We start from the raw sequence: 21,380 nt of genomic DNA, 5'->3' as shown, positions 1-21,380 counted from the left end.
ATCAGCCCAGCAATTCCTTGACCTTTGCAACCGTTGCCTCGGCGGTGATGCCGAAATGCTTGTACAGTTCGCCGGCGGGAGCAGACGCGCCAAAGCCCGACATACCGATGAAACCGGCCTTGGCCTCGCGGCCACGCTCGCCCAGCAGCCAGCGGTCCCAGCCGCCGGCACGGACGGCGGCCTCGATTCCGACGCGGACGGGCCCAGCAGGCAGGACCTTCTTGCGATAGGCTTCGTCCTGCTCGGCGAACAGCTCCATGCAGGGCATCGAAACGACGCGGGTGCCGATCCCTTCGGCCTCGAGCATCGCCTTGGCCTCCATGGCCAGCGACACCTCGGACCCGGTGGCGATCAGGATCGCCTGACGCTTGCCCTCGGCCTCGGCCAGAACATAGGCGCCCTGGGCGGTCAGGTTCTTGGCCTTGTGCTGAGTGCGCAAGGTCGGAACGCCCTGACGGGTCAGCGACAGGACCGAGGGGCTGTCCTTGAAGGTCAGCGCCAGTTCCCAGGCCTCGGCGGTTTCGACGGTGTCGGCGGGGCGGAACACATAGGTGTTCGGCGTTGCGCGCGAGATCGCCAGATGCTCGACCGGTTGGTGCGTCGGGCCGTCTTCGCCCAGACCGATCGAGTCATGGGTCATCACGAAAACGCTGGGGATCTTCATCAGCGCGGCTAGGCGCATCGACGGGCGTGCATAGTCGGTGAAGGCCATGAAAGTGCCGCCATAGGGGCGGATGCCACCATGCAGCGCCATGCCGTTCATCGCCGCGGCCATGCCGTGTTCACGGATGCCGTAGTGGATATAGCGGCCCTTGCGGTTTTCCGGCAAGAACACGCCCATATCGGCTGATTTGGTGTTGTTCGATCCGGTCAGGTCCGCCGAACCGCCGACCGTCTCGGTCATGATCGGGTTCACGACGTTCAGCACCTTTTCCGACGAGGCGCGGGTGGCCAGCTTGGGTTGATCCTCGGAAACCTGCTTTTTGAAGGCACGGATGGCGCCAGCCAGCTTTTTCGGCGCCTCGAACGCGTAGGCGCGGTTGAACTCGGCCTGCTTTCGCTCGGACAGTTGGGCAAAACGTTCTTCCCACGCTTTCCGTTCCATTGCGCCACGCGCGCCGATTGCTTCCCACGCGGATTTCACCTTGGTCGGAATTTCGAACGGTCCGTGCGGCCAGCCGTATGCATCCTTGGCGGCCAGCAGCTGTTCGGCATCCGTCAATGCGCCGTGACCTTTCGAGGTATCCTGCGCGGCATGCCCCAGCGCGATGTGGCTTTCGCAGGCGATCATGGTCGGTTTCTTCGACGCTTTTGCCTGCACAATCGCCGCATCGATGGCCTTGGGGTCGTGGCCGTCAATCTCGATCACATGCCAGCCCGAAGCGGCGAACCGGCGCACCTGATCAGTGCGGTCGGCAATGTCCACGGTGCCGTCGATGGTGATGTTGTTGTTGTCCCAGAACACGATCAGCTTGCTGAGCTCGTGCCGACCGGCCAGGGTGATGGCCTCCTGGCTGACACCTTCCATCAGGCAGCCGTCCCCGGCGATCACATAGGTGTAGTGGTCGACAACTTTTTTGCCGTAATGAGCCCGCTGGATTTCTTCGGCCATCGCAAAACCGACGGCATTGGCAATTCCTTGCCCAAGAGGGCCAGTGGTGGTTTCGACACCGTCAATCAGGAAGTTTTCCGGGTGGCCGGCGGTTTTCGCGCCCAGTTGGCGGAAGTTCTTGATCTCGTCCAGAGTAACTGCGCTGTAGCCTGTCAGGTAGAGCAGGGAATAGATCAGCATCGAGCCATGGCCAGCCGACAGGATGAACCGGTCGCGGTCAGGCCAGTTTGGGGCCGAGGCGTCGAATTTCAGGTGTTTTTCAAACAACACGGTCGCGACGTCGGCCATGCCCATCGGCATTCCGGAATGGCCGGAATTGGCGGCGGCGACAGCATCAAGGGTCAGGGTGCGAATGGCCGCAGCCTTCGCCCAGTGTTCAGGGTTGGCATTGCGCAGCGCAGTCAGGTCCACGGGTGTTGTTCCTTTGGATTACGGCAGATTGCGGGCTGAATACCATCCACCCCCCAAAGTGCAAGCGGAACCCGGCGCGGCGCATTGCCATCGCTTCAAGAGTGTTGCTCAAGCCTTTGAAAGCAAAGAGTGGGTATTTTGGCGAACATTCCGTTAGACTAAGTACCGGTACGAGCCGTATTGATTCGGCCATCGGAAAAACAGAACGAACCTTGGTAAAGAGGTGACAGGGGCAATGAGCCAGATCGAAGACTTACAGCGACGCATCATGGCCGCGATGGATCGGATTGGCACCGGGATCGAGGCGCTGCAATCGGCGGGTCCGGTCGCGGGCAGCGAAGATGGACAATTGCGCGCCGCCCTGGATGAGGAAAAGCTGGCCAATGCGCAATTGGAAGAGCGCCTGAAGTCTCTGAAAGAGCGGCATGATCAGGAAATCGACGCTTTGCGCGCCCAGTTGGGCGAGTCCAATGCCAAACTGGCCACCGTCGAGGCCGCGCGTGCCGAACTGTCCGAAGCCAAGGCCGCGCTGGAAAATCAGGACGAAGTTGCAGCGCTGAAGGCCGAGATCTCCGAATTGCGGCGGCAGCTGGAGGATTCAGAGCGTATCCCCGAATTGAATGCCGAACTGGAAATGCTGCGGGCCGAACGCGCCAGCCACGGCGCAGCCATGTCGCGGCTGGATGACGACCTGCAGCGCTTGCGCAAGGCAAATGATCAATTGCGCGAAGCGGTCGACGAGTTGCGCAAGGCTGCCGAGGGCGGCGTTCCCGATGCCGAGCTTTTGAACAAGGCAACCGTGGCCGAGTTGGAGGCCACCCGGGCCGCCCGCGCCACTGACGCGGCCGAAGCTCATGCGGTTCTGGCGCGGCTTGAGCCTTTGCTGACCCACGCCAACCTGGCCGAAGGAGAGGTAGAGTAATGCCCGAGGTTACAATTCATATTGGCGGGCGCGGATTTGAGGTTTCCTGCCAGGACGGCGAGGAACCGTTTCTGCACGCAGCCGCGAAGATGCTGGACGATGAGGCCCAGGTGATGGCCGACCAGATTGGCCGTATGCCCGAGTCGCGGATGCTGTTGATGGCGGGGCTAATGCTGGCCGACAAGGCGGCGGCCACCGAGGATCGCATCAAGACACTCGAGGCGAAGCTGGCCGAAGTTGAAGGCGAATTGGAGCGTATGCGCAGTGCGCCCGCGCCAGAACCAGAACGGATCGAAGTGGCCGTTGTCCCGCCCTCGGTTACCGACACACTTGCAGAGATGGCGGCACGAGCCGAGGCGCTGGCCTCGGTGATCGAAGAGAAGAATGTGAGATGACACATTTGCGGAGTTTGTGCCTGGCGGCGTTGGTCGGGGCGGTCTCGGGTCCGGCATTGGCACAGATTGACATCCTATCTGTGACCTTCACCTGCGAAAATGGCGTTGAGCTGCCCGTGACATACTTCAACCCCTCCGACGGTGAAGGGGCTGCGGCGATGATCGTCGATGGTCAGTTGATTGCGTTGCGCCAAGTCCAGAGCGGCTCGGGTATCCGTTACGAGTCGGTGAACGGGCAGGGGACGTATACCCTGAGGTCGAAAGGCTGGAACGCGATGGTCAGTTTCGCGGCGGCCGGAGCCACCGACGAAACCGATATTTTGAAAGACTGTGTCAGCCGCTGAGCGGCTGATCAGGCGTTTGCCTCGCGGATTTTGTCGGCGGCTTCCTTGTTGTAGGCGACACCGTTTTCATCGAACAGCGTGTCCAGCTCTCCTGACAGGGTCATTTCCGTGATGATATCACAACCACCCACAAATTCGCCTTTGACGTAGAGTTGGGGCACAGTCGGCCAGTCCGAATAGTCCTTGATGCCTTGACGGATTTCTTCGTCCGCCAGAACGTTCACGTCGGTGTATTCGACACCCATATAGTTCAGAACACCGGCCACCCGAGATGAAAATCCGCACTGCGGCATTTCTTTGGTGCCCTTCATGTACAGCACCACATCGTTGCTTTTGACGGTCTCGTCGATCTGGGTCTTAACGTCGGTCATTTCGCGTTTCCTTGTTTGCGTTCGTCCGTCTGTCGGGCGGTCATTTCGATCGGCGGCTGCGCCACCAGTTTCTTGGTTCAGTACGCTGGTTCATCGCATGAACCTCTTCGATTACATTGACTTTTGTCACGCCGTCGGCTTCCCACGGTCTGCGTTTCAAAGCGTTGGGGTCGGGGCGCATATCCGACAGTCATCTTGTTCTGTTCCGTCTCAGATAGGTTTCGAGCAGAGCCTCGGCAACTACCAGCCCGCCGACACATATTCCGATCCAGACAACCCAACCGATCATGTCACGTGACCGAATTGTCGGATGCCATCGGAATGCCCAAGGCAGCGCGTGCCATCACCAGAGTGGGCAGGGCACTGGCCGCCGCCAGCCTCATCACTCGGGTACTTTCGTGGTCAACGCCAGCGCGTGCAGCTCGCCATCGGGGCCGTCCATCTTGCCCTTCAGCGCCGCATAGACCGCGCGCTGCTGCTGGACCCTGTTCTTCCCGCGAAAGCTTTCGTCCACGACCATGGCGGACATGTGTACGCCATCGGTGCCGCCGACCTGGATTTCCGCATTCGGAAAGGCTTCGCGCAGCAGATGTTCGATTTCGTGGGCGCTCATTGGCATTTAAGATACTCCTGAAGGTCTTTTCAAAGATGTAGAGCGATGCCGAAGCCCGCGCAAGGGTGCGCAGCGCCCTTGAAAAAGTCAGATCCCGCGCTGATCGAACAGCGCAGGATCCGAGTATGGTTCAGCGTCGTCGTGCTCAGGCGACAGCTTCGGCAAAACTGCTGCGATACATCGCTGAGAGTTCACTCAGAGGAGCTTCGGACGCTCCGATCCGCACGGTTTCTCCGGTAAAGCGACCGACCGAAACCAGCGGCACGCCAGCCTGGCCCGCCGCAATCATCAGAGCTTCGGCCTGATCGAAGTTGCAGGCCACCAGGTAACGGCCCTGATCCTCACCGAACAGGAACTCGGTCGGGGCGTCATCAAGATGCACACCCACGCCCGCGGCTTCGGCCAGTTCGAAGGCAGCCAGTGCAAGGCCGCCATCGCTCAGGTCAGTACAGGCCTTGATCATCTCGCGGTTGGCCCGGATGAAGTCGCCGTTGCGCTTTTCCGCATCCAGATCCACATGCGGGGCGTCGCCGTCTTCGCGGTTGAAGACCTCGGCCAGCAGGGCGGATTGGCCCAGATGCCCCTTGGTTTCGCCGATCACCAACGCAACGTGGCCTTCACGCACCTCGGTGCCGATGATTTCGTCGGCGTGCTGCAAAAGGCCGACGGCACCGATGGTCGGTGTGGGCAGGATCGCCTGACCGTCGGTTTCGTTGTAGAGCGACACGTTGCCCGAGACGATCGGCATATCCAGCGCGGCCACGGCGGCGCCGATGCCTTGGATGGCACCGACGAACTGGCCCATGATCTCGGGCTTTTCGGGGTTGCCGAAATTCAGGTTGTCAGTGGTGGCCAGCGGTTTGGCCCCAACGGCGGTCAGGTTGCGATAGGCTTCGGCCACGGCCTGCTTGCCGCCTTCCTCGGGGTTGGCGCGCACGTATCGCGGGGTCACGTCCGAAGTGAAGGCCAGCACCTTGTCGGTGCCATGCACGCGCACCATGCCTGCACCAACGCCAGGCGTACGCGCCGTGTCAGCCATCACCATGGTGTCGTATTGCTCATAGACCCAGTGCTTGCTTGCGTAGTTAGGCGACGAGATCAGCGCCCGCAGCCCGTCGATCGGGTCGATCTGCGGTACCTCGCCCAGATCTACGGCCGCCGAGGTGGGGACCCAGGGGCGGTCGTATTCCGGTGCCGTTGAGGCCAGTTTCGACAGCGGCAGGTCGGCCTTGATTTCGCCGTTGTGCATGATCAGGAAACGGTCTTCGGCGATGGTTTCACCGACGATTGCGAAATCCAGATCCCATTTCTCGAACACGGCGCGGGCTTCGGCCTCAAGCTCGGGCTTCAGCACCATCAGCATGCGTTCCTGGGACTCGGACAGCATCATCTCGTAGGCGGTCATGTTTTCTTCGCGCTGGGGCACGTTTTCCAAGTCCAGCCGGACACCCAACCCGCCCTTGTCGCCCATCTCGACGGCCGAGCAGGTCAGGCCCGCCGCGCCCATGTCCTGAATCGAGATCACGGCGCCGGTCTGCATAAGTTCCAGCGTCGCCTCCATCAGGCGTTTTTCGGTGAAGGGGTCGCCAACCTGCACGGTGGGGCGCTTTTCTTCGATGGTGTCGTCGAATTCGGCCGAGGCCATGGTGGCGCCGCCCACGCCGTCGCGGCCCGTCTTGGCGCCCAGATAGACAACGGGCATGCCCACGCCCGACGCGGCCGAGTAGAAGATCTTGTCGGCATCGGCCAGCCCTGCGGCAAAGGCGTTCACGAGGCAGTTGCCGTTGTAGGCCGGGTGGAACCGAACTTCACCGCCCACGGTCGGCACGCCGAAGCAGTTTCCGTAGCCTCCGATGCCTTCGACCACGCCGTTGACCAATTGGCGGGTCTTGGGGTGGTCGGGTTCGCCGAAGGACAGCGCGTTCATTGCCGCGATGGGCCGCGCGCCCATGGTGAACACGTCGCGCAGGATGCCGCCCACGCCGGTTGCCGCCCCTTGATAGGGTTCGATGTACGACGGGTGGTTGTGGCTTTCCATTTTGAAGACCACGGCCTGCCCGTCGCCGATATCGACCACACCGGCGTTTTCACCGGGTCCGCAGATCACCTGAGGGCCCGAGGTGGGCAGGGTGCGCAACCATTTCTTCGAGGATTTGTAAGAACAGTGCTCGTTCCACATGGCCGAGAAAATCCCCAGCTCGGTAAAGGTCGGCTCGCGCCCGATAATCTCGAGGATCATGTCGTATTCTTCGGGTTTCAACCCGTGTGCGGCAATCAGATCCGGTGTGATGGCGGGCTCTTGCATCGTGTGTCCTGTTTCCAAGGTGGCCGGGATTGCGGGCCTTTTAGGGCAACCGGGCGATTTGGGAAAGGGTCAAGAGCGCGCAGCGAACAGGAACCCGCTATTTGCTGGCAGAATGCAGCGGTCGGCGACCGGGAAATGCAGGTTGCACCACCGGAATGACGGGGACAGCGGCGCGTGCGCCGCTGTCCCGCCGCCGTTATTGAGGCGGCTCTTCCTTCTTGTTCACTGCGTCGGCCGCGGCCGCGCCGATCGCCGCTTTCTGCTGTTCGGTCAGGTTTTCGGCCTCTTCCAAACCGGGGATGGCGACGCGCACCTCACGGCGGGCAAAGTCGATCCCGTTCTCCTTGAAGGCGGCCTTGACCCGGTTGAAGATCTCCTTGCGCAGGGTGAACTGCTTGCCGGGCTTGGCCATGAACTTGCCGCGGATGATCATGCCGACATCGTCAAAGTCGAACACGCCCTGCGATTTGAAGGGCTGCAGGAAGCCATCCTTGTGGAGCGGGTCCTCCATCATCTCAGCGCCGATCTTCTTGAAGATCTTCTTGACCTTGTTCGGATCAGTGTCGAAGGGCACGGTGAATTTCAGCTTCATGATGACCCAGTCGCGGCTGTAGTTGGTCAGCTTCTGGATCTCGCCATAGGGAATGGTGTGCACCGGACCGCGATGGTGGCGCAGTTGCATCGAGCGGATCGAGATCTTCTCGACCGTGCCTGTGGTGCCACCCACATCGACATATTCACCCACTCGGAAAGCATCGTCGATCAGGAAGAAAATCCCGCCCACGATGTCCGAGACCAGTTTCTGAGCACCAAAGCCGATAGCCAGACCCAGGATACCGGCACCAGCCAGAAGCGGCGTGATGTCCAGGCCCAGCGCGCCCAGCGCCAGTAGGGCAAAGATGACCGCGATGGCCACCTGAGCCGTCACGCGCAGCAACGGCAGAACCGTGGCAAGGCGCGAGCCGCCGGCACCGCCGCCTTCGCCGGCTTCCTCATCGGGGCTCTGCTCCGAAGCCGTCTGTTCTTTGGCAAGCCGGCGGTTGATCCAGAGCGAGACCACCTCGTTCAGGATGTAGCCGATTGCGATGATGATGAAGAACTGAACCAGTTTGCTGCCGGTTTCCGAGTCCCCGCCCGCAATATCCTGCAGGTCCAGGTTCCAGGCATCCGCAATCATCAGGATGACCAGAATGCCGGCCAGAACGCGTCCGATGCGGATGTAGCTGCGTTTGGTCGATTTGTAGGCACGTTCCGCGATCGGACCATCGCCAATCATCGGCGGCAGCAGGTGCCGGGTCAGCCCTCGGATCAGCGTGTCGAGTGCCGGTGCGATCAGCAGCCAGAACATCGTGACGAAATGCGCGCCTTCGGCCAGAAGAGCAAACACGGCCGGATTACGCTGAGCGGCGAGGAACTCGACCAAAAGCCACGTACCCGCCGACACGGCGATCGCAAAATACGGATAGTAGCGGGCGACTTCTTCGTCGAAATGGGTGCGATCCGGATCGGAACCACGCATCATGTCGGTCAGACCGTTGCGGGCCGTCCATGCAATGACGCCGACATAGATATGGATGGCGGTGTTCAGCCAGAAACCAAGGCGCGATTCACCCGGCATCACGCCATTCATCGCATTGAAATCCAGGATGAACAGGGTGAACCCGATCAGCAGGAACAGGCCGATCAGGTTCCGATGCAGGTATTTTGCCCATTTGTCATTCACGTTGACCAGTCGCAGGTTGCTCTGCTTCGGGGCGAGAATGAAACGGGAAATCGCGGCTCCCAGGCGGGGGAACCAGATCAGGAAGAACACGAACGGTGCGGCCTGGGCAATCTGTTGTTCGTCCAGCAACCGACGCCCGACGAAGACCAGCGTGTAATAAAAGACAAGCAGCCCCAGAAACTCCACGCAGAAGCGCTTGAACAGAAAAACTACGGCGCCTTTTAGGTTGGTCGAGGCATCCCCATCGACGACTTTGATCCACCTGCGTGTCCAAAGGCCAACCGCCGTTTCTGCGGCATACCCGATTGCAAGCGCCAGGAAGGTGAACCCGAACAGGGTTGCCAGACCGCTTGCGCCAAACTTGTTTCCGAAATTGCTGAAAGCTTCGACCTGGGCCGAAACCAGTAGCGGAACCTTGCGGATCACATCCAGCCAAGACGCAGCCATGTCGCCCGCCGAGGATGAGATCGTTTGCAGCAGCCCCTTACGGGAAGTCTGCGTTTCAGTCTGTTTCGCCGCGACCGCATCAAGCCGTTCCAGCAAAATGGCCCGGACCTGATCGTCAGACATTCGCGCCACCAGATCGTCGACCTGTTCAGGGGTCAGATCTTCTGGGATGGTGACATGGGTGGTAGTGGATTCGCTGGTGCTCTGGGCCATGCTTGGCCGGGCCAGGAACGTGACGGATACCAACGCCATCAAAAACAGGCGGAGTAGGCTGGTCATAAACTTTGTCCTCGAACACGAAATATTATGGTTTTTCGCGATCATAGGCCCGTTGGCAAAATAATTCCAAACGATTTGGCACCGCGCGCCGGGGTGCAGGCCAAAAAAAAGGCCGAGCACTAAGCTCGGCCGTAGTCCAACAGGGAGGTATGAAGATGATGAGCGTTTCAGCATCATCGCCTTCGAGTGCTCATTTAGGGATCACTCTGTGAACGATCAAGGTTTTTTGGGCGCATTGAGGGCATGTCCGCTATGCTGCGAGTGCATAGCTACAGTTTTCCCAGATGTTTCAGCTGCTTGCGATGCGCAATGATTTCATCCTGAACAAAATCTCGGAACGCTGCGACCCGTTTTGAGTGCCTCAGTTCTTCAGGATAGGCCAAATATACCGGCACATTCGCCGTCTCGATGTCGGAGAGGATCGGGACCAGGTCAGGGAAATCCTCGGTCACGTAGTCGGGCAGGACGCCAATTCCGAGGTCATTGAGGACACCCTGCAGAACACCAAAGTAGTTGTTCACCGTCAGCAGTGAGCTGGGTTCGTAGGTCATAAGGTGACTGACCATCGACGCGCCAACGCCAACCTGGGGTGCGGAAGGGGTCTGACAGATCAGGCGGTGTTTCGAAATGTCCTCCAGCGTCTGGGGCGCGCCACCGTGCGAATCCAGGTAGTTCTTGGTCGCGTACAACATCATTCGAACGGTCATCAGACGCTTGCGGACAAGATCGGCCTGACTGGGTTCCTTCATCCGGATCGCGACATCTGCTTCGCGCATCGGAAGATCCAGCACGCGTTCTTCGAGCATCAGGTCGATATTCAAGTCCGGATACTGCTCATACAGCTTGGGCAGGCGCGGCGCCAGCCACAGGGTCCCGAAGCCAAAAGTCGTGGTGACCCGCAGGACTCCAAAGACCTCATCCTCGCTGTCGCGGATTCGCGCCGCGGCAGCGTCCAGACGCTTGGACATGGCCGTTGTTGCATCGAACAGAAGCTCGCCCTGTTCCGTTAGAATCAGACCGCGGGCGTGGCGGTGGAACAGCGTGGCGCCCAGCGATTCCTCAAGCGCGCGAACCTGCCGACTGACGGCCGATTGGGACAGATTCAGCTTGTCTCCGGCATGCGTCAGGCTGCCGGCGTCAGCTACCGCGTGAAATATTCTGAGCTTGTCCCAATTCATCGTCGCAACTTTCGTTATCCTTTGGCAGGCCTATATGAAAGAGGTAACAAATTCCATATTCAAACGGGGAAATCGTTACAGAACAGGGGGAATTTTGTATACAGGTCAGAAATTATGACCTAAAATGACGTCAAATGCAGCACACTATTCCGACGTGGGGAGGCGTCTGATGAGTCAGCCAAAGATTTCGCTCAATGACCGTTTCGATCTGACCAAAAGCCCGGTGCTTTTGAATGGTACGCAGGCGCTTGTTCGTCTGATGATGATGCAGAAGGCCCGCGATACCGCCGCGGGCCTGAATACTGCCGGTCTGGTCACCGGTTATCGGGGGTCTCCGCTGGGTGCGGTCGATCTTCAAATGTCACGCGCCGAAAAGCAATTGGCCGAGTGCGATGTGACCTTTCAATACGGTCTGAACGAGGACCTGGCCGCCACAGCCCTGTGGGGCAGCCAGCAGGCGGGTCTGCGCGGCGATGGAAAGTATGACGGCGTGTTCGGCCTGTGGTACGGCAAGGGGCCGGGTGTGGACCGGTCCGGCGATGTGATGCGTCACGCCAACATGGCCGGAACCGCCAAGCATGGTGGCGTCCTGATGGCGATGGGCGACGACCACACCGGCGAAAGCTCGACCGTGCTGCACCAGTCGGAATGGTCGCTGGTCGACATGTACATGCCCGTGGTCAGCCCGGCCGGAGTGCAGGAAATCCTCGACTATGGAATCTACGGCTTTGCCCTCAGCCGGTTTGCCGGGGTCTGGGTCGGGCTCAAGACGATGAAGGACACGATCGAGGTGACCTCGGTCGTGGATGGCCGGCCCGATCGGATGCAACTGGTGACGCCGGAATTCGACATGCCCGAGGGCGGGCTGAACATTCGGCTGGGCGACACGCCGCACCTGCAGGAGGCGCGGATCATCGACTACAAGCGGTTCGCGGCCGAGGTGTTCTCGCTCGCCAACCGGATGGACCGGCGGGTCTGGGGCAAGCCCGGCGCAAAAATCGGCATTGCCGCGGCGGGCAAGAACTGGCTGGACCTGGTCCACGCCATGTCGCTGCTGAACATCGACGAGGCCGAGGCCGAACGGTTGGGGATCACCACCTACAAGATCGGCCAGACCTTCCCGTTGGACATGAAGGGGTTCCATGATTGGGCCGAGGGGCTGGACCTGATCATCATCGTCGAAGAAAAGCGCAAGCTGATCGAGGTGCAGGTCAAAGAGGCGATCTTTGACGACCGTCGCGGACGTCGCGTGTACGGCTGGTACAAGGGCGGGGCAGGCACGCTGCACCGCGAAGAGCTGTTCCCGACCCGCGGTGCGCTTGATCCGATCATGATCGCCGAAAAGCTGGGCGAGATCTTCATCGAGGAAGGCCGCGAAACCGACGGAATCCGCGCAGGGCTGGCCAGCCTGCAGGAAGCGCGGCGCAACGACAACGCGCAAGAGATCGCGACGCGGCTGCCGTATTTCTGCTCGGGCTGTCCGCATAATAGCTCGACCAAAGTGCCGGAGGGCAGCCGGGCCTATGCCGGCATCGGCTGTCACTACATGGTGCAGTGGATGGATCGCGAGACCACCGGCTTTACCCAGATGGGCGGCGAAGGCGCCAACTGGATCGGTGAGGCACCGTTCTCGACCACAAAACACGTGTTCCAGAACCTGGGCGATGGCACCTACAACCACTCGGGCGTTCAGGCGATCCGGGCGGCGCTGGCGGCCGATACCAACATCACCTTCAAGATCCTGTTCAATGACGCGGTCGCCATGACCGGCGGGCAGGAGAACGAGGGCCACCTGACCGCCGAGCGCATCGTGCGTGAGGTCAAGGCCATGGGCGTCCAGCATGTGGCCGTCGTCTATGACGAAAAGGAAGACGTGAACTTCAAGGCGCTGCCCGGCGACGTGGAAACCCACGAACGGGCCGAGCTGATGGCGGTTCAGAACAAGTTCCGTGAGATCGAAGGCGTGTCGGTCATCGTCTACGTCCAGACCTGCGCCGCGGAGAAACGCCGCCGCCGCAAGCGCGGCACCTTCCCGGACCCGGACAAGCGCGTCTTCATCAACTCGGACATCTGCGAAGGCTGCGGCGATTGCGGGGTGCAGTCGAACTGTGTCTCGATCGTGCCCAAGGAAACCGAGCTGGGACGCAAGCGGGCGATCGACCAGTCCAGCTGCAACAAGGATTTCTCGTGCCTCAACGGGTTATGCCCGTCTTTCGTCACGCTGGAAGGCGCCAAGATCCGCAAGGAGGCCACGACCGAAATCGACATCCCGCATCTGCCGCAGCCGGTTCTGCCGCAGATCGAGGGCACGCATAACGTGGTCATCACCGGCGTCGGCGGCACCGGCGTCGTGACCATCGGGGCGGTTCTGGCGCAGGCCGCGCAGATCGACGGCAAAGGCGCGGGCATGATGGAAATGGCCGGGCTGGCGCAGAAGGGGGGCGCGGTGCATATCCACTGTCGCCTGGCCAACAAGCCCGAAGACATCAGCGCCATCCGCGTGGCTACAGGCGAGGCGCATGCGCTGATAGGCGGCGACCTCGTGGTGTCGGCCGGGGCCAAGACGCTGGGTCTGACGCGCACTGGTCAGACCGGCGCGGTGGTCAACAGCCACGAGATCATCACCGGCGATTTCACCCGCAACACCGAGTTCCACATTCCGGTCGACCGGCTGGAACTGGCGCTCGAGGCGCGGCTGAAGGACGGGCTTGCCCTGTTTGACGCGACCGAGCTGGCGCGCGCGGTAATGGGCGATTCGATCTATTCCAACATGATGGTGTTCGGGGCGGCGTGGCAGCGCGGTCTGCTGCCTGTCAGCCACGAGGCGATCATGACCGCGATCGAGCTGAACGGCGCCGCGGTCGAGCGCAACAAGCGCGCCTTCGAGGTCGGCCGCTGGGCGGTTCTGCACCCCGATGAGGTGGCGCGCATCGTGACCCCCTCGGTGACCGAGTTGCCCAAGACGCCCGAGCAGGCCATCGCCTTCCGTGCCGATCATCTGGTGGCCTATCAGGGTAAACGATTGTCAAAACGCTATCTCAAGCTGGTCGAGTCGATCGAAGACCCGAAGGTCCGGGATGCCGTCGCGCGCGGGTATCACAAGCTGTTGTCCTACAAGGATGAATACGAAGTGGCCCGCTTGTTGTTGGACAGCCGCGACAAGGCCGCCGCCGAATTTGACGGCGACATCAAGATGACCTTCCACTTGGCTCCGCCGATCCTGGGGGGCAAAGGGCCGGACGGGCGTCCGCGCAAGCGGCAGTTCGGCGAATGGCTGCTGGGGCCGATGAAGGTTCTGGCCAAGCTGAAGGGGCTGCGTGGCACTCCTCTGGACATCTTCGGCTATACCGCCGAGCGCCGGATGGAGCGGGCTTTGATCCGTCAGTATGAGGCGGACATGAAAGAGGTCCTGCCCAAGCTGGATGACAACACCCGCGATGCGATTGTCGCGCTGGCGCGGTTGCCGCTGGACATCCGCGGCTTCGGTCCGGTATTGGCCGCCAACGAAGCCAAGGCCGCCAAGCGGCGCGAGGAACTTCTGGCCGTAATCCGGCAAGGAGGGACCGAGACGCGGGCCGCGGCCGAGTAACGTCATATCGGTGTCATGGAGGCGCGGTAGGGTTCCCGTCCGCGCCGTCCAATGACGGCCACGCCGGAGACCCGTGATGAAATCACGTCGCCAAGTCGCTCAGGACATTTCCTACGCCCATTCTGCAGAAACGCGGGGTGGGCGCATGGTCATCAAACTGATGGAGAACACGACCGGTCGGCTGCGTCTGATCCGGCGCGCGGATGGCTACGAGCGCGAGGTCGCCAATGGCCGCGATTTCTGGTCGGTCATGGTCGAACGTTACGGGCTGAGCCTGAACGTGGTTGGTGGGGCGCTGTCAAACATCCCCAAGGACGGCCCGCTGATCCTGATCGCCAACCACCCCTACGGGATTCTTGATGGGCTGATGATGGGGCATGTACTGTCCCAGACCCGCGGAGATTTCCGGATTCTGGCCAACCATGTATTCCACAAGGCTGAGGATCTGAACCGGATCATCCTGCCGATCTCTTTCGATCAGACGAAAGAGGCGATGCGGCTGAACCTGCAGACCCGAAAAACCGCCCTGGATTATCTAGGTCAGGGTGGGGCAATCGGGATTTTTCCCGGTGGCACGGTCAGCACGGCGGCCCGGCCATTCGCGCACCCGATGGACCCGGGCTGGCGCGGTTTCACCGCGCGGATGGTAGCCAAGTCAAATGCCGCCGTGGTGCCTTTGTTCTTTGATGGGCACACCTCACGCCTGTTCCAGATCGCCAGCCATCTGCATGTGACGCTGCGCATGGGTTTGCTGATCAAAGAGTTCAAAAAGCGTGTCGATACCCCAGTGGATGTGGTCGTGGGGCAGCCCATCGGTCGCGACGTTCTGGACCCATTGGCCGGCGATACGCGCAAGATGATGGATTTCTTGCGCAAAGCCACGTATGAGCTGTCTCCGAAGCCGCTGAAGTCGTATGACTATGGCTATGAATTCGAGGAACGGCATCGCGCCTGAAGGGGCAAATGGCAGTAGGCATCTTTGATTCCGGATTGGGCGGGCTGACCGTCCTGAACTCCGCGCAGACACGTCTGCCGGAGGTGGATTTCCTGTATTACGCGGACAGCGCGCACGCGCCGTATGGCGTGCGCGACGCCGAGGATATCTTCAACCTGACCCGAAACGCGGTGCAGGACCTGTGGTCGCGCGGCTGCGATCTGGTGATTCTGGCCTGCAACACGGCCAGCGCCGCGGCGCTGCGCCGGATGCAGGAAGAGGGCGTGCCCCAGGGCAAGCGCGTTCTGGGTGTGTTCGTGCCGCTGATCGAGGCGCTGACCGAGCGCCAGTGGGGCGACAACAGCCCCCCGCGCGAAGTGGCGGTCAAACATGTGGCTCTGTTTGCCACGCCGGCAACCGTGGCAAGCCGCGCGTTTCAGCGTGAACTGGCGTTCCGCGCCATCGGCGTCGATGTTGAGGCGCAGGCCTGCGGTGGCGTGGTCGATGCCATCGAGGACGGTGACATGATCCTGGCCGAAGCCCTTGTGCGGAGCCATGTGGACGCGTTGAAGCGCAAGATGCCGCAACCGCAGGCTGCGATCTTGGGCTGCACCCATTACCCCTTGATGGCCGAAGCCTTTCAGGCAGCGTTGGGACCGGACGTGCAAGTGTTCAGCCAAGGCGACCTAGTGGCCGAAAGCCTTGCGGATTATCTCCAGCGGCATCCGGATATGCTGGGCGGGGGTGAGGCGGGTTACCTGACCACAGGCAATCCGCAGAAGGTCAGTGACCGGGCAACGCAATTTCTCCGACGACAGATCACCTTCAAGGCCGCCTGACTTAGGTCAAGGACCGGCCCCTGTCATGAATTTATTCGGTACCTGTCATGTCGGCGGGTGCCAGACGTGTCACATAAATCTACGAGGTCTGACATGACCCACAAAATCGCAATCCTGGGCGCTTCGGGCTATACCGGTGCCGAACTGGTACGGCTGATCGCCGAGCACCCGAACATGGAAATCACCGCCCTGGCGGCCGAGCGCAAGGCCGGGCAGACCATGGCCGAGGTGTTTCCGCATCTGCGCCATCTGGATTTGCCGCGTCTGTGCAAGATTGAGCAGATTGACTTTGGACAGATCGACCTGTGCTTTTGCGCGCTGCCGCACAAGACCAGCCAGGAGGTCATCCGGGATTTGCCCTCCGACCTCAAAATCGTTGATTTGTCAGCGGATTTCCGACTGGCCGACCCTGATGAATACGAGAAATGGTACGGCAATCCGCATGCCGCACTCACGCATCAGGATGAGGCTGTCTACGGACTGACCGAGTTTTACCGTGAGGACATCCGCGCTGCGCGGCTGGTGGCTGGCACCGGGTGCAATGCTGCCACGGGGCAGTATGTGCTGCGGCCGTTGATCGCGGCCAGTGTTATCGACCTGGATGACATCATTCTTGATCTGAAATGCGCCGTCTCAGGGGCGGGGCGCGCGCTGAAAGAGAACCTTCTGCACGCCGAACTGAGCGAGGGCACCAACGCCTATGCCGTCGGCGGTACCCACCGGCATCTGGGCGAGTTCGATCAGGAGTTCTCGGAACTGGCGGGCCGCGCGGTTCACATCCAGTTTACGCCGCACCTGATCCCCGCGAACCGGGGCATTCTGGCGACCTCGTATGTGAAGGGTGATCCGCAGAGCGTTTATGAAACGCTGTGTGCAGCCTATTTAGACGAGCCTTTTATTCAGATGCTGCCCTTTGGCGACACACCTTCGACCCACCATGTGCGCGGATCGAACTTCTGCCACATCGGCGTCGTTGCTGACAGGATCGAACGGCGTGCCATCGTGATCGCGGCGCTGGACAACCTGACAAAAGGTAGCAGTGGGCAGGCCTTGCAGAACGCAAACCTGATGTTAGGTGAACCCGAAACGACGGGGCTTATGATGGCCCCACTGTTCCCATGAGGGCGAGATGAAGACGCTGAAGAAACGTCGTCGTGTACAGATCATTCTGTTGGCTTTTGTGGCTTTGGCCCTGGCGACGGGCTTGATCGGTTATGCCATGCGAGACGGGATCAACTATTTCCGCTCGCCCAGCCAGGTAATCGCCGAACCGCCGGCGCCGAACGAGGTGTTCCGCATCGGTGGCTTGGTCGAAGAAGGCTCGATCGTACGAGGGCAGGGTGAAACCGTACGGTTCACCGTCACCGACGGGGGTGAGAGTGTGAAGGTGGCCTTCACCGGTGTCTTGCCTGATCTGTTTTCCGAGGGTCAGGGGATGGTCGGCACCGGAAGCTACGTTGATGGCGTGTTCCAAGCCACTGAAATTCTGGCAAAACACGACGAGACCTATATGCCGAAAGAGGTCATCGATGCCTTGAAGGAGCAGGGCGTCTACGAAGAGCCGGCAGACAGTTGAGACAGGACAGCCTTCGGTAGGTTGCCTGAATGAGTGTTCAAGGGCGTTGCGCGATCTGGTCGAGCAGCGCCCTTCTTCGTTTCATGGATTTAAGGATTTCACCGGACCGTGGGCCGCATAGGAACACAGAGGTGCAGCATGCAGTCGGTTCAACAGATTGCCAACGAGATCATAGCCCGCGAGGGCGGTTTCGTCGATGATCCGGACGACCCCGGAGGGGCCACGAAATACGGTGTCACAATCCACACGATGCGACGGTTGGGCCTTGACCTGACGCGTGACGGCACTGTCGATCGCCGCGACGTGATGGCGCTTGGCCGGGATCAGGCCGTCGCGATTTTCATCACGCATTACTTTCAAAAGCCCGGTCTCGCACGGGTGCCCCACGTGCTGCAGCCGACGCTGTTCGATATGTACGTGAATGCGGGCGGACAGGCGGTGCGCATCCTGCAGCGTCTTTTGGTGCAGATGGGATTTTCGCTCGCCGTGGATGGCGTTTTGGGGCCGCGAACGGCTGGGGCGTGCGATCAGGCCGCAAAACCCGATCCGGTGGTGTTGCGCGACGCGTATGGGGTGGCACGAAGGAACTACTATTTCCGGCTTGCTGACCGACGTCCAGCCTTGCGCAAATACGTGCGCAGCCGCAACGGTGTGAAAGGGGGGTGGATCCGCCGAGCCGAGCAGTTTCTATCTCCGCCCTATCACCTGAGCATGGCCGAGTTTCAGCAAAGGATAGCCGCATGGGACTGATCGCAGGTATTTTCGACCTTCTGTTCGGCGGTGGGCGCAACGTGGTGCGCGAAACTGCGGAGGTGTTCCGCGAGAACGCGGAGGCCGGTGCGGAACGCGCTGTTGCGCTGCGCGGACAGGCGATGAACCAGTTCGGCGCGGAATTCGCGGTTCCCCGCAAAGGCGGGTTTGACCGTTTCATGGACGGTTTGAACCGGTTGCCAAGGCCCGCATTGGCGCTGGGGACATTGGGTCTGTTCGTAGCCGCGATGGTCGATCCACTGTGGTTCGCGGCGCGGATGCAGGGAATTGCGCTTGTGCCCGAGCCGCTGTGGTGGCTACTGGGCGTCATCGTGTCGTTCTATTTCGGAGCGCGGCACCAAGCGAAGGTTCAGGACCTTCAGCGTGATATCTCAGTTACGATGATGCGGGCGCCACAGGTCATGGCCAACTTGCAAGCTCTTCACGAGATGCGAGCGGACAGTCCGGGGGCTGCTGATCCGGGGCCGGATTCGGAACTGACGGCCCAGGTGATCATCCCCGATCACAACCCGGCGCTTGAGGACTGGCGGCGTCTGCAGCGCGCCTGACCCGCGACACTATGTGCGCCTGATTGCGGCGAAAGTGATTGGCGCTTGCCCGGGCGCGGGATTATACCCGAGCCCATGATTACCGAGCTTGGACATTTCGCCCTCATCCTGGCCTTCATGGTGGCCATAGTTCAGACAGTTGTGCCATTGATCGGCGCCGCAAAACGCTGGCCGTCATGGATGCTGTTCTCGGAGCCCGCGGCTATTGCTCAATGTCTTCTGACAGGATTTGCCTTCGCTGCGCTGGTGTGGGCCTTTGCGACCTCGGATTTCTCGCTGCGTATCGTGGTGGAAAACAGCCACTCCCTGAAGCCGATGCTGTATAAGATCAGCGGAACCTGGGGAAACCACGAAGGCTCGATGCTGTTGTGGGTGCTGATCGTGGCGCTTTTTGGCGCAACGGCCGCGCTTTTCGGCCAGGGTTTGCCACCCACGCTCAAGGCCCGTGTCTTGGCGATGCAGGCCGCAATCGGGGTGGCGTTCTACGCCTTCATCCTGTTTACGTCGAACCCGTTTGACAGGCTTCCCGTGGCGCCGTTTGACGGCCGCGATCTAAACCCCTTGCTGCAGGATCCCGGTTTGGCTTTCCATCCGCCGTTTCTGTACCTTGGATATGTGGGCCTGAGCATGGCATTCAGCTTTGCCGTCGCTGCCCTGATCGAGGGGCGGGTGGACGCGGCGTGGGGTCGTTGGGTTCGACCGTGGACCCTGGCAGCGTGGATATTCCTGACCATCGGCATCGCGTTGGGATCCTGGTGGGCCTATTACGAACTGGGTTGGGGCGGGTTCTGGTTCTGGGATCCTGTGGAAAACGCGTCTTTCATGCCGTGGCTCCTGGCCGCCGCCCTGTTGCACTCGGCCATCGTGGTCGAAAAGCGCGAAGCCTTGAAAAGCTGGACCATTCTGTTGGCGATCATTGCGTTTGGCTTTTCTCTGATCGGCACCTTCATCGTGCGCTCGGGCCTTCTGACGTCGGTTCACGCCTTCGCAAACGATCCTGAGCGTGGTGTGTTCATCCTGTTCATTCTGGTGGCGTTCATCGGCGGAGCGCTGATCCTGTTCGCCGCCAGGGCGCAGGCGATGGAGGCCAAGGGGCTGTTCGGAATGGTCAGCCGTGAAAGCGCATTGGTGCTGAACAATATCCTGCTGGCTGTCAGCAGTTTTGTCGTGTTCTTCGGGACCCTGTGGCCGATGGTTGCCGAGATGATGTTCGACCGAAAGCTCTCGGTCGGGGCACCGTTCTTCAATGCGGCCTTTACGCCGTTCATGGTGGTGCTGGGCATCGCATTGCCGCTGGGCTCGATGCTGCCGTGGAAGCGCGGCAGGCTGGGCCGCGTCGCATGGCAACTGCGCTATGCGTTTGTTCTGGCCGTTTCGCTGGCCGTACTGGTTTGGGTGCTGCAGACGGGCCGCAGCGCGCTCGGGCCGGTTGGTTTGTTCCTTGGCGCATGGATCACCTTCGGCGCCGCGGTCGATCTGTGGAGCCGTACAGGCCGCACCGGCGGCTTCCGGCGTCTGATGCGTCTGCCGGGTGCGGATTGGGGCAAGGCGATCGCCCATACCGGTCTGGGGGTCACGATCTTTGCGATTGCCGGCTTGACCGCCTGGGAGGTCGAGGACATCCGTGTTGCGCGTATCGGGGAAACCTTCGACGTGGGCGGTTTCTCGTTCACTTTGGACGGCGTGCGCGAAGTTGAGGGACCGAACTATTTCTCCACCATGGCCGATGTGCAGGTTCAAAAAGATGGTCGAGAGATTGCTACGCTGAACCCGGAAAAACGGACCTATCCGGTGGCCGCCATGCCCACGACCGAGGCCGCGATTGACTACCGTTTTCTGCGTGATGTCTACGTGGTCATCGGGGACCAGCAGGACGATGGCGGCTGGGTCATGCGTACTTACATAAAACCTCTTGCGAATTGGATTTGGGGAGGCTGCATTCTGATGGCTCTTGGCGGATTGTTCAGCTTGTCCGACCGCCGCTTCCGGGTGGCCGCAGGCGCGCGCAAGGCTCCGGCAGGCGGGGTGCCAGCAGAATGAAACGTCTGATCGTTTTGCTGTTGTTGCTGGCATCGCCGCTGATGGCGGTCCAGCCGGATGAAGTCCTGGACGATCCCGCGCTCGAAGCCCGAGCGCGGGACATCAGTACGGGCCTGCGTTGTCTGGTCTGTCGAAACGAAAGCATCGACGAAAGCAACGCGGAACTGGCCCGTGACCTGCGAATTTTGCTGCGCGAGCGGCTGGTCGCGGGCGACACCGATGAAGAAGCGGTTGCCTATATCGTCGACCGCTACGGGGAATACGTGCTGCTCAAACCCACGACCACGGGGGCGAACCTTCTGTTGTGGCTGGCAGGGCCGGCCATGCTGTTGATTGCCGCGGGTCTGGGGTGGAACTTCTTGCGCGGTCGTGCGCGGGTTGACGAGACCTCCGCCGTAGACGGTTTGAGCGACGACGAGAAAGAGCGCCTGCGCCGGATTCTTGAAGACTGACGTGCGGTTTGCCTTTCCCTTGCGCGGCATT

18 protein-coding genes are annotated in these 21,380 nt (G+C 60.9%); 12 read left to right on the top strand and 6 right to left on the bottom strand.

All coding sequences use genetic code 11. From position 1 onward, the window contains the following. Window position 1 precedes the first annotated feature (1 nt). On the bottom strand, window positions 2-2,023 hold the full coding sequence (gene tkt, locus ACR0BA_RS03985) for a transketolase (protein WP_480726536.1): 2,022 nt from the start codon (window positions 2,021-2,023) through the stop codon (window positions 2-4). A gap of 235 nt (window positions 2,024-2,258) precedes the next feature. On the opposite strand from tkt, the gene ACR0BA_RS03980 reads away from it, so the two are divergent. The 3 genes from ACR0BA_RS03980 to ACR0BA_RS03970 are packed head-to-tail and all read left to right on the top strand — an operon-like array spanning window position 2,259 to window position 3,684. Further along, window positions 2,259-2,945 carry a hypothetical protein gene (locus ACR0BA_RS03980; protein WP_170357683.1) on the top strand — a complete coding sequence of 229 codons (687 nt, stop codon included), beginning with the start codon at window positions 2,259-2,261 and terminating at the stop codon, window positions 2,943-2,945. After that, window positions 2,945-3,340 (top strand): cell division protein ZapA, encoded by a 396-nt coding sequence (locus ACR0BA_RS03975; protein WP_170357685.1) that lies wholly within the window; start codon window positions 2,945-2,947, stop codon window positions 3,338-3,340. Before ACR0BA_RS03980 ends, ACR0BA_RS03975 begins: the two co-directional genes overlap by 1 nt. Then, on the top strand, window positions 3,337-3,684 hold the full coding sequence (locus ACR0BA_RS03970) for an MliC family protein (protein WP_170371133.1): 348 nt from the start codon (window positions 3,337-3,339) through the stop codon (window positions 3,682-3,684). Before ACR0BA_RS03975 ends, ACR0BA_RS03970 begins: the two co-directional genes overlap by 4 nt. Window positions 3,685-3,692: 8 nt before the next feature. On the opposite strand, the gene grxD is transcribed toward ACR0BA_RS03970, so the two are convergent. The 5 genes from grxD to ACR0BA_RS03945 all read right to left on the bottom strand — a co-directional run bounded on the left by grxD (window position 3,693) and on the right by ACR0BA_RS03945 (window position 10,600). Continuing rightward, window positions 3,693-4,055: a Grx4 family monothiol glutaredoxin gene (grxD, locus tag ACR0BA_RS03965; protein ID WP_170338767.1), complete on the bottom strand. Its 363-nt coding sequence runs from the start codon at window positions 4,053-4,055 to the stop codon at window positions 3,693-3,695. Between the two features lie 382 nt (window positions 4,056-4,437). Then, window positions 4,438-4,674 carry a BolA/IbaG family iron-sulfur metabolism protein gene (locus tag ACR0BA_RS03960; RefSeq protein ID WP_093961963.1) on the bottom strand — a complete coding sequence of 79 codons (237 nt, stop codon included), beginning with the start codon at window positions 4,672-4,674 and terminating at the stop codon, window positions 4,438-4,440. Window positions 4,675-4,813: 139 nt separating this feature from the next. Further along, window positions 4,814-6,973, bottom strand: a complete 2,160-nt coding sequence (gene purL / locus ACR0BA_RS03955; protein ID WP_480726533.1) for a phosphoribosylformylglycinamidine synthase subunit PurL — start codon at window positions 6,971-6,973, stop codon at window positions 4,814-4,816. Window positions 6,974-7,169: 196 nt separating this feature from the next. Further along, entirely contained in the window at window positions 7,170-9,422 is a 2,253-nt protein-coding gene (locus ACR0BA_RS03950) for a mechanosensitive ion channel domain-containing protein (RefSeq protein ID WP_480726531.1), read from the bottom strand. 269 nt (window positions 9,423-9,691) lie between these two features. Continuing rightward, the gene (locus ACR0BA_RS03945; protein WP_170442633.1) at window positions 9,692-10,600 is read right to left on the bottom strand and encodes a LysR family transcriptional regulator; all 909 of its coding nucleotides are present in this window, start codon (window positions 10,598-10,600) and stop codon (window positions 9,692-9,694) included. Between the two features lie 169 nt (window positions 10,601-10,769). Between ACR0BA_RS03945 and ACR0BA_RS03940 the strand changes: the two genes are divergently transcribed. The 9 genes from ACR0BA_RS03940 to ACR0BA_RS03900 all read left to right on the top strand — a co-directional run bounded on the left by ACR0BA_RS03940 (window position 10,770) and on the right by ACR0BA_RS03900 (window position 21,349). Continuing rightward, window positions 10,770-14,189, top strand: coding sequence for an indolepyruvate ferredoxin oxidoreductase family protein (locus ACR0BA_RS03940; protein WP_480726529.1), 3,420 nt, complete (start codon window positions 10,770-10,772; stop codon window positions 14,187-14,189). Between the two features lie 76 nt (window positions 14,190-14,265). Then, window positions 14,266-15,144: a lysophospholipid acyltransferase family protein gene (locus ACR0BA_RS03935; protein ID WP_480726527.1), complete on the top strand. Its 879-nt coding sequence runs from the start codon at window positions 14,266-14,268 to the stop codon at window positions 15,142-15,144. An 8-nt stretch (window positions 15,145-15,152) separates the two neighbouring features. Further along, window positions 15,153-15,962 (top strand): glutamate racemase, encoded by an 810-nt coding sequence (locus ACR0BA_RS03930; protein ID WP_480726525.1) that lies wholly within the window; start codon window positions 15,153-15,155, stop codon window positions 15,960-15,962. Window positions 15,963-16,055: 93 nt separating this feature from the next. Then, window positions 16,056-17,084, top strand: coding sequence for an N-acetyl-gamma-glutamyl-phosphate reductase (argC, locus tag ACR0BA_RS03925; RefSeq protein WP_480726523.1), 1,029 nt, complete (start codon window positions 16,056-16,058; stop codon window positions 17,082-17,084). A 7-nt stretch (window positions 17,085-17,091) separates the two neighbouring features. Then, window positions 17,092-17,538 (top strand): cytochrome c maturation protein CcmE, encoded by a 447-nt coding sequence (gene ccmE, locus ACR0BA_RS03920; protein WP_170338751.1) that lies wholly within the window; start codon window positions 17,092-17,094, stop codon window positions 17,536-17,538. 138 nt (window positions 17,539-17,676) lie between these two features. Continuing rightward, the gene (locus ACR0BA_RS03915) at window positions 17,677-18,288 is read left to right on the top strand and encodes a holin-associated N-acetylmuramidase (protein WP_480726521.1); all 612 of its coding nucleotides are present in this window, start codon (window positions 17,677-17,679) and stop codon (window positions 18,286-18,288) included. After that, window positions 18,279-18,857, top strand: a complete 579-nt coding sequence (locus ACR0BA_RS03910) for a holin family protein (RefSeq protein ID WP_480726519.1) — start codon at window positions 18,279-18,281, stop codon at window positions 18,855-18,857. Before ACR0BA_RS03915 ends, ACR0BA_RS03910 begins: the two co-directional genes overlap by 10 nt. 75 nt (window positions 18,858-18,932) lie before the next feature. Further along, entirely contained in the window at window positions 18,933-20,897 is a 1,965-nt protein-coding gene (locus tag ACR0BA_RS03905) for a heme lyase CcmF/NrfE family subunit (RefSeq protein ID WP_170368527.1), read from the top strand. After that, window positions 20,894-21,349, top strand: coding sequence for a cytochrome c-type biogenesis protein (locus ACR0BA_RS03900; protein ID WP_222456616.1), 456 nt, complete (start codon window positions 20,894-20,896; stop codon window positions 21,347-21,349). The genes ACR0BA_RS03905 and ACR0BA_RS03900 overlap by 4 nt, the downstream gene beginning before the upstream one ends. The last annotated feature ends 31 nt before the right edge of the window (window positions 21,350-21,380 follow it).

It is taken from the genome of Ruegeria sp. CI5, from assembly GCF_056536885.1.
Note: the sequence above shows the minus strand (reverse complement) of the source record. Positions and strands in the feature narration are given on the sequence as shown.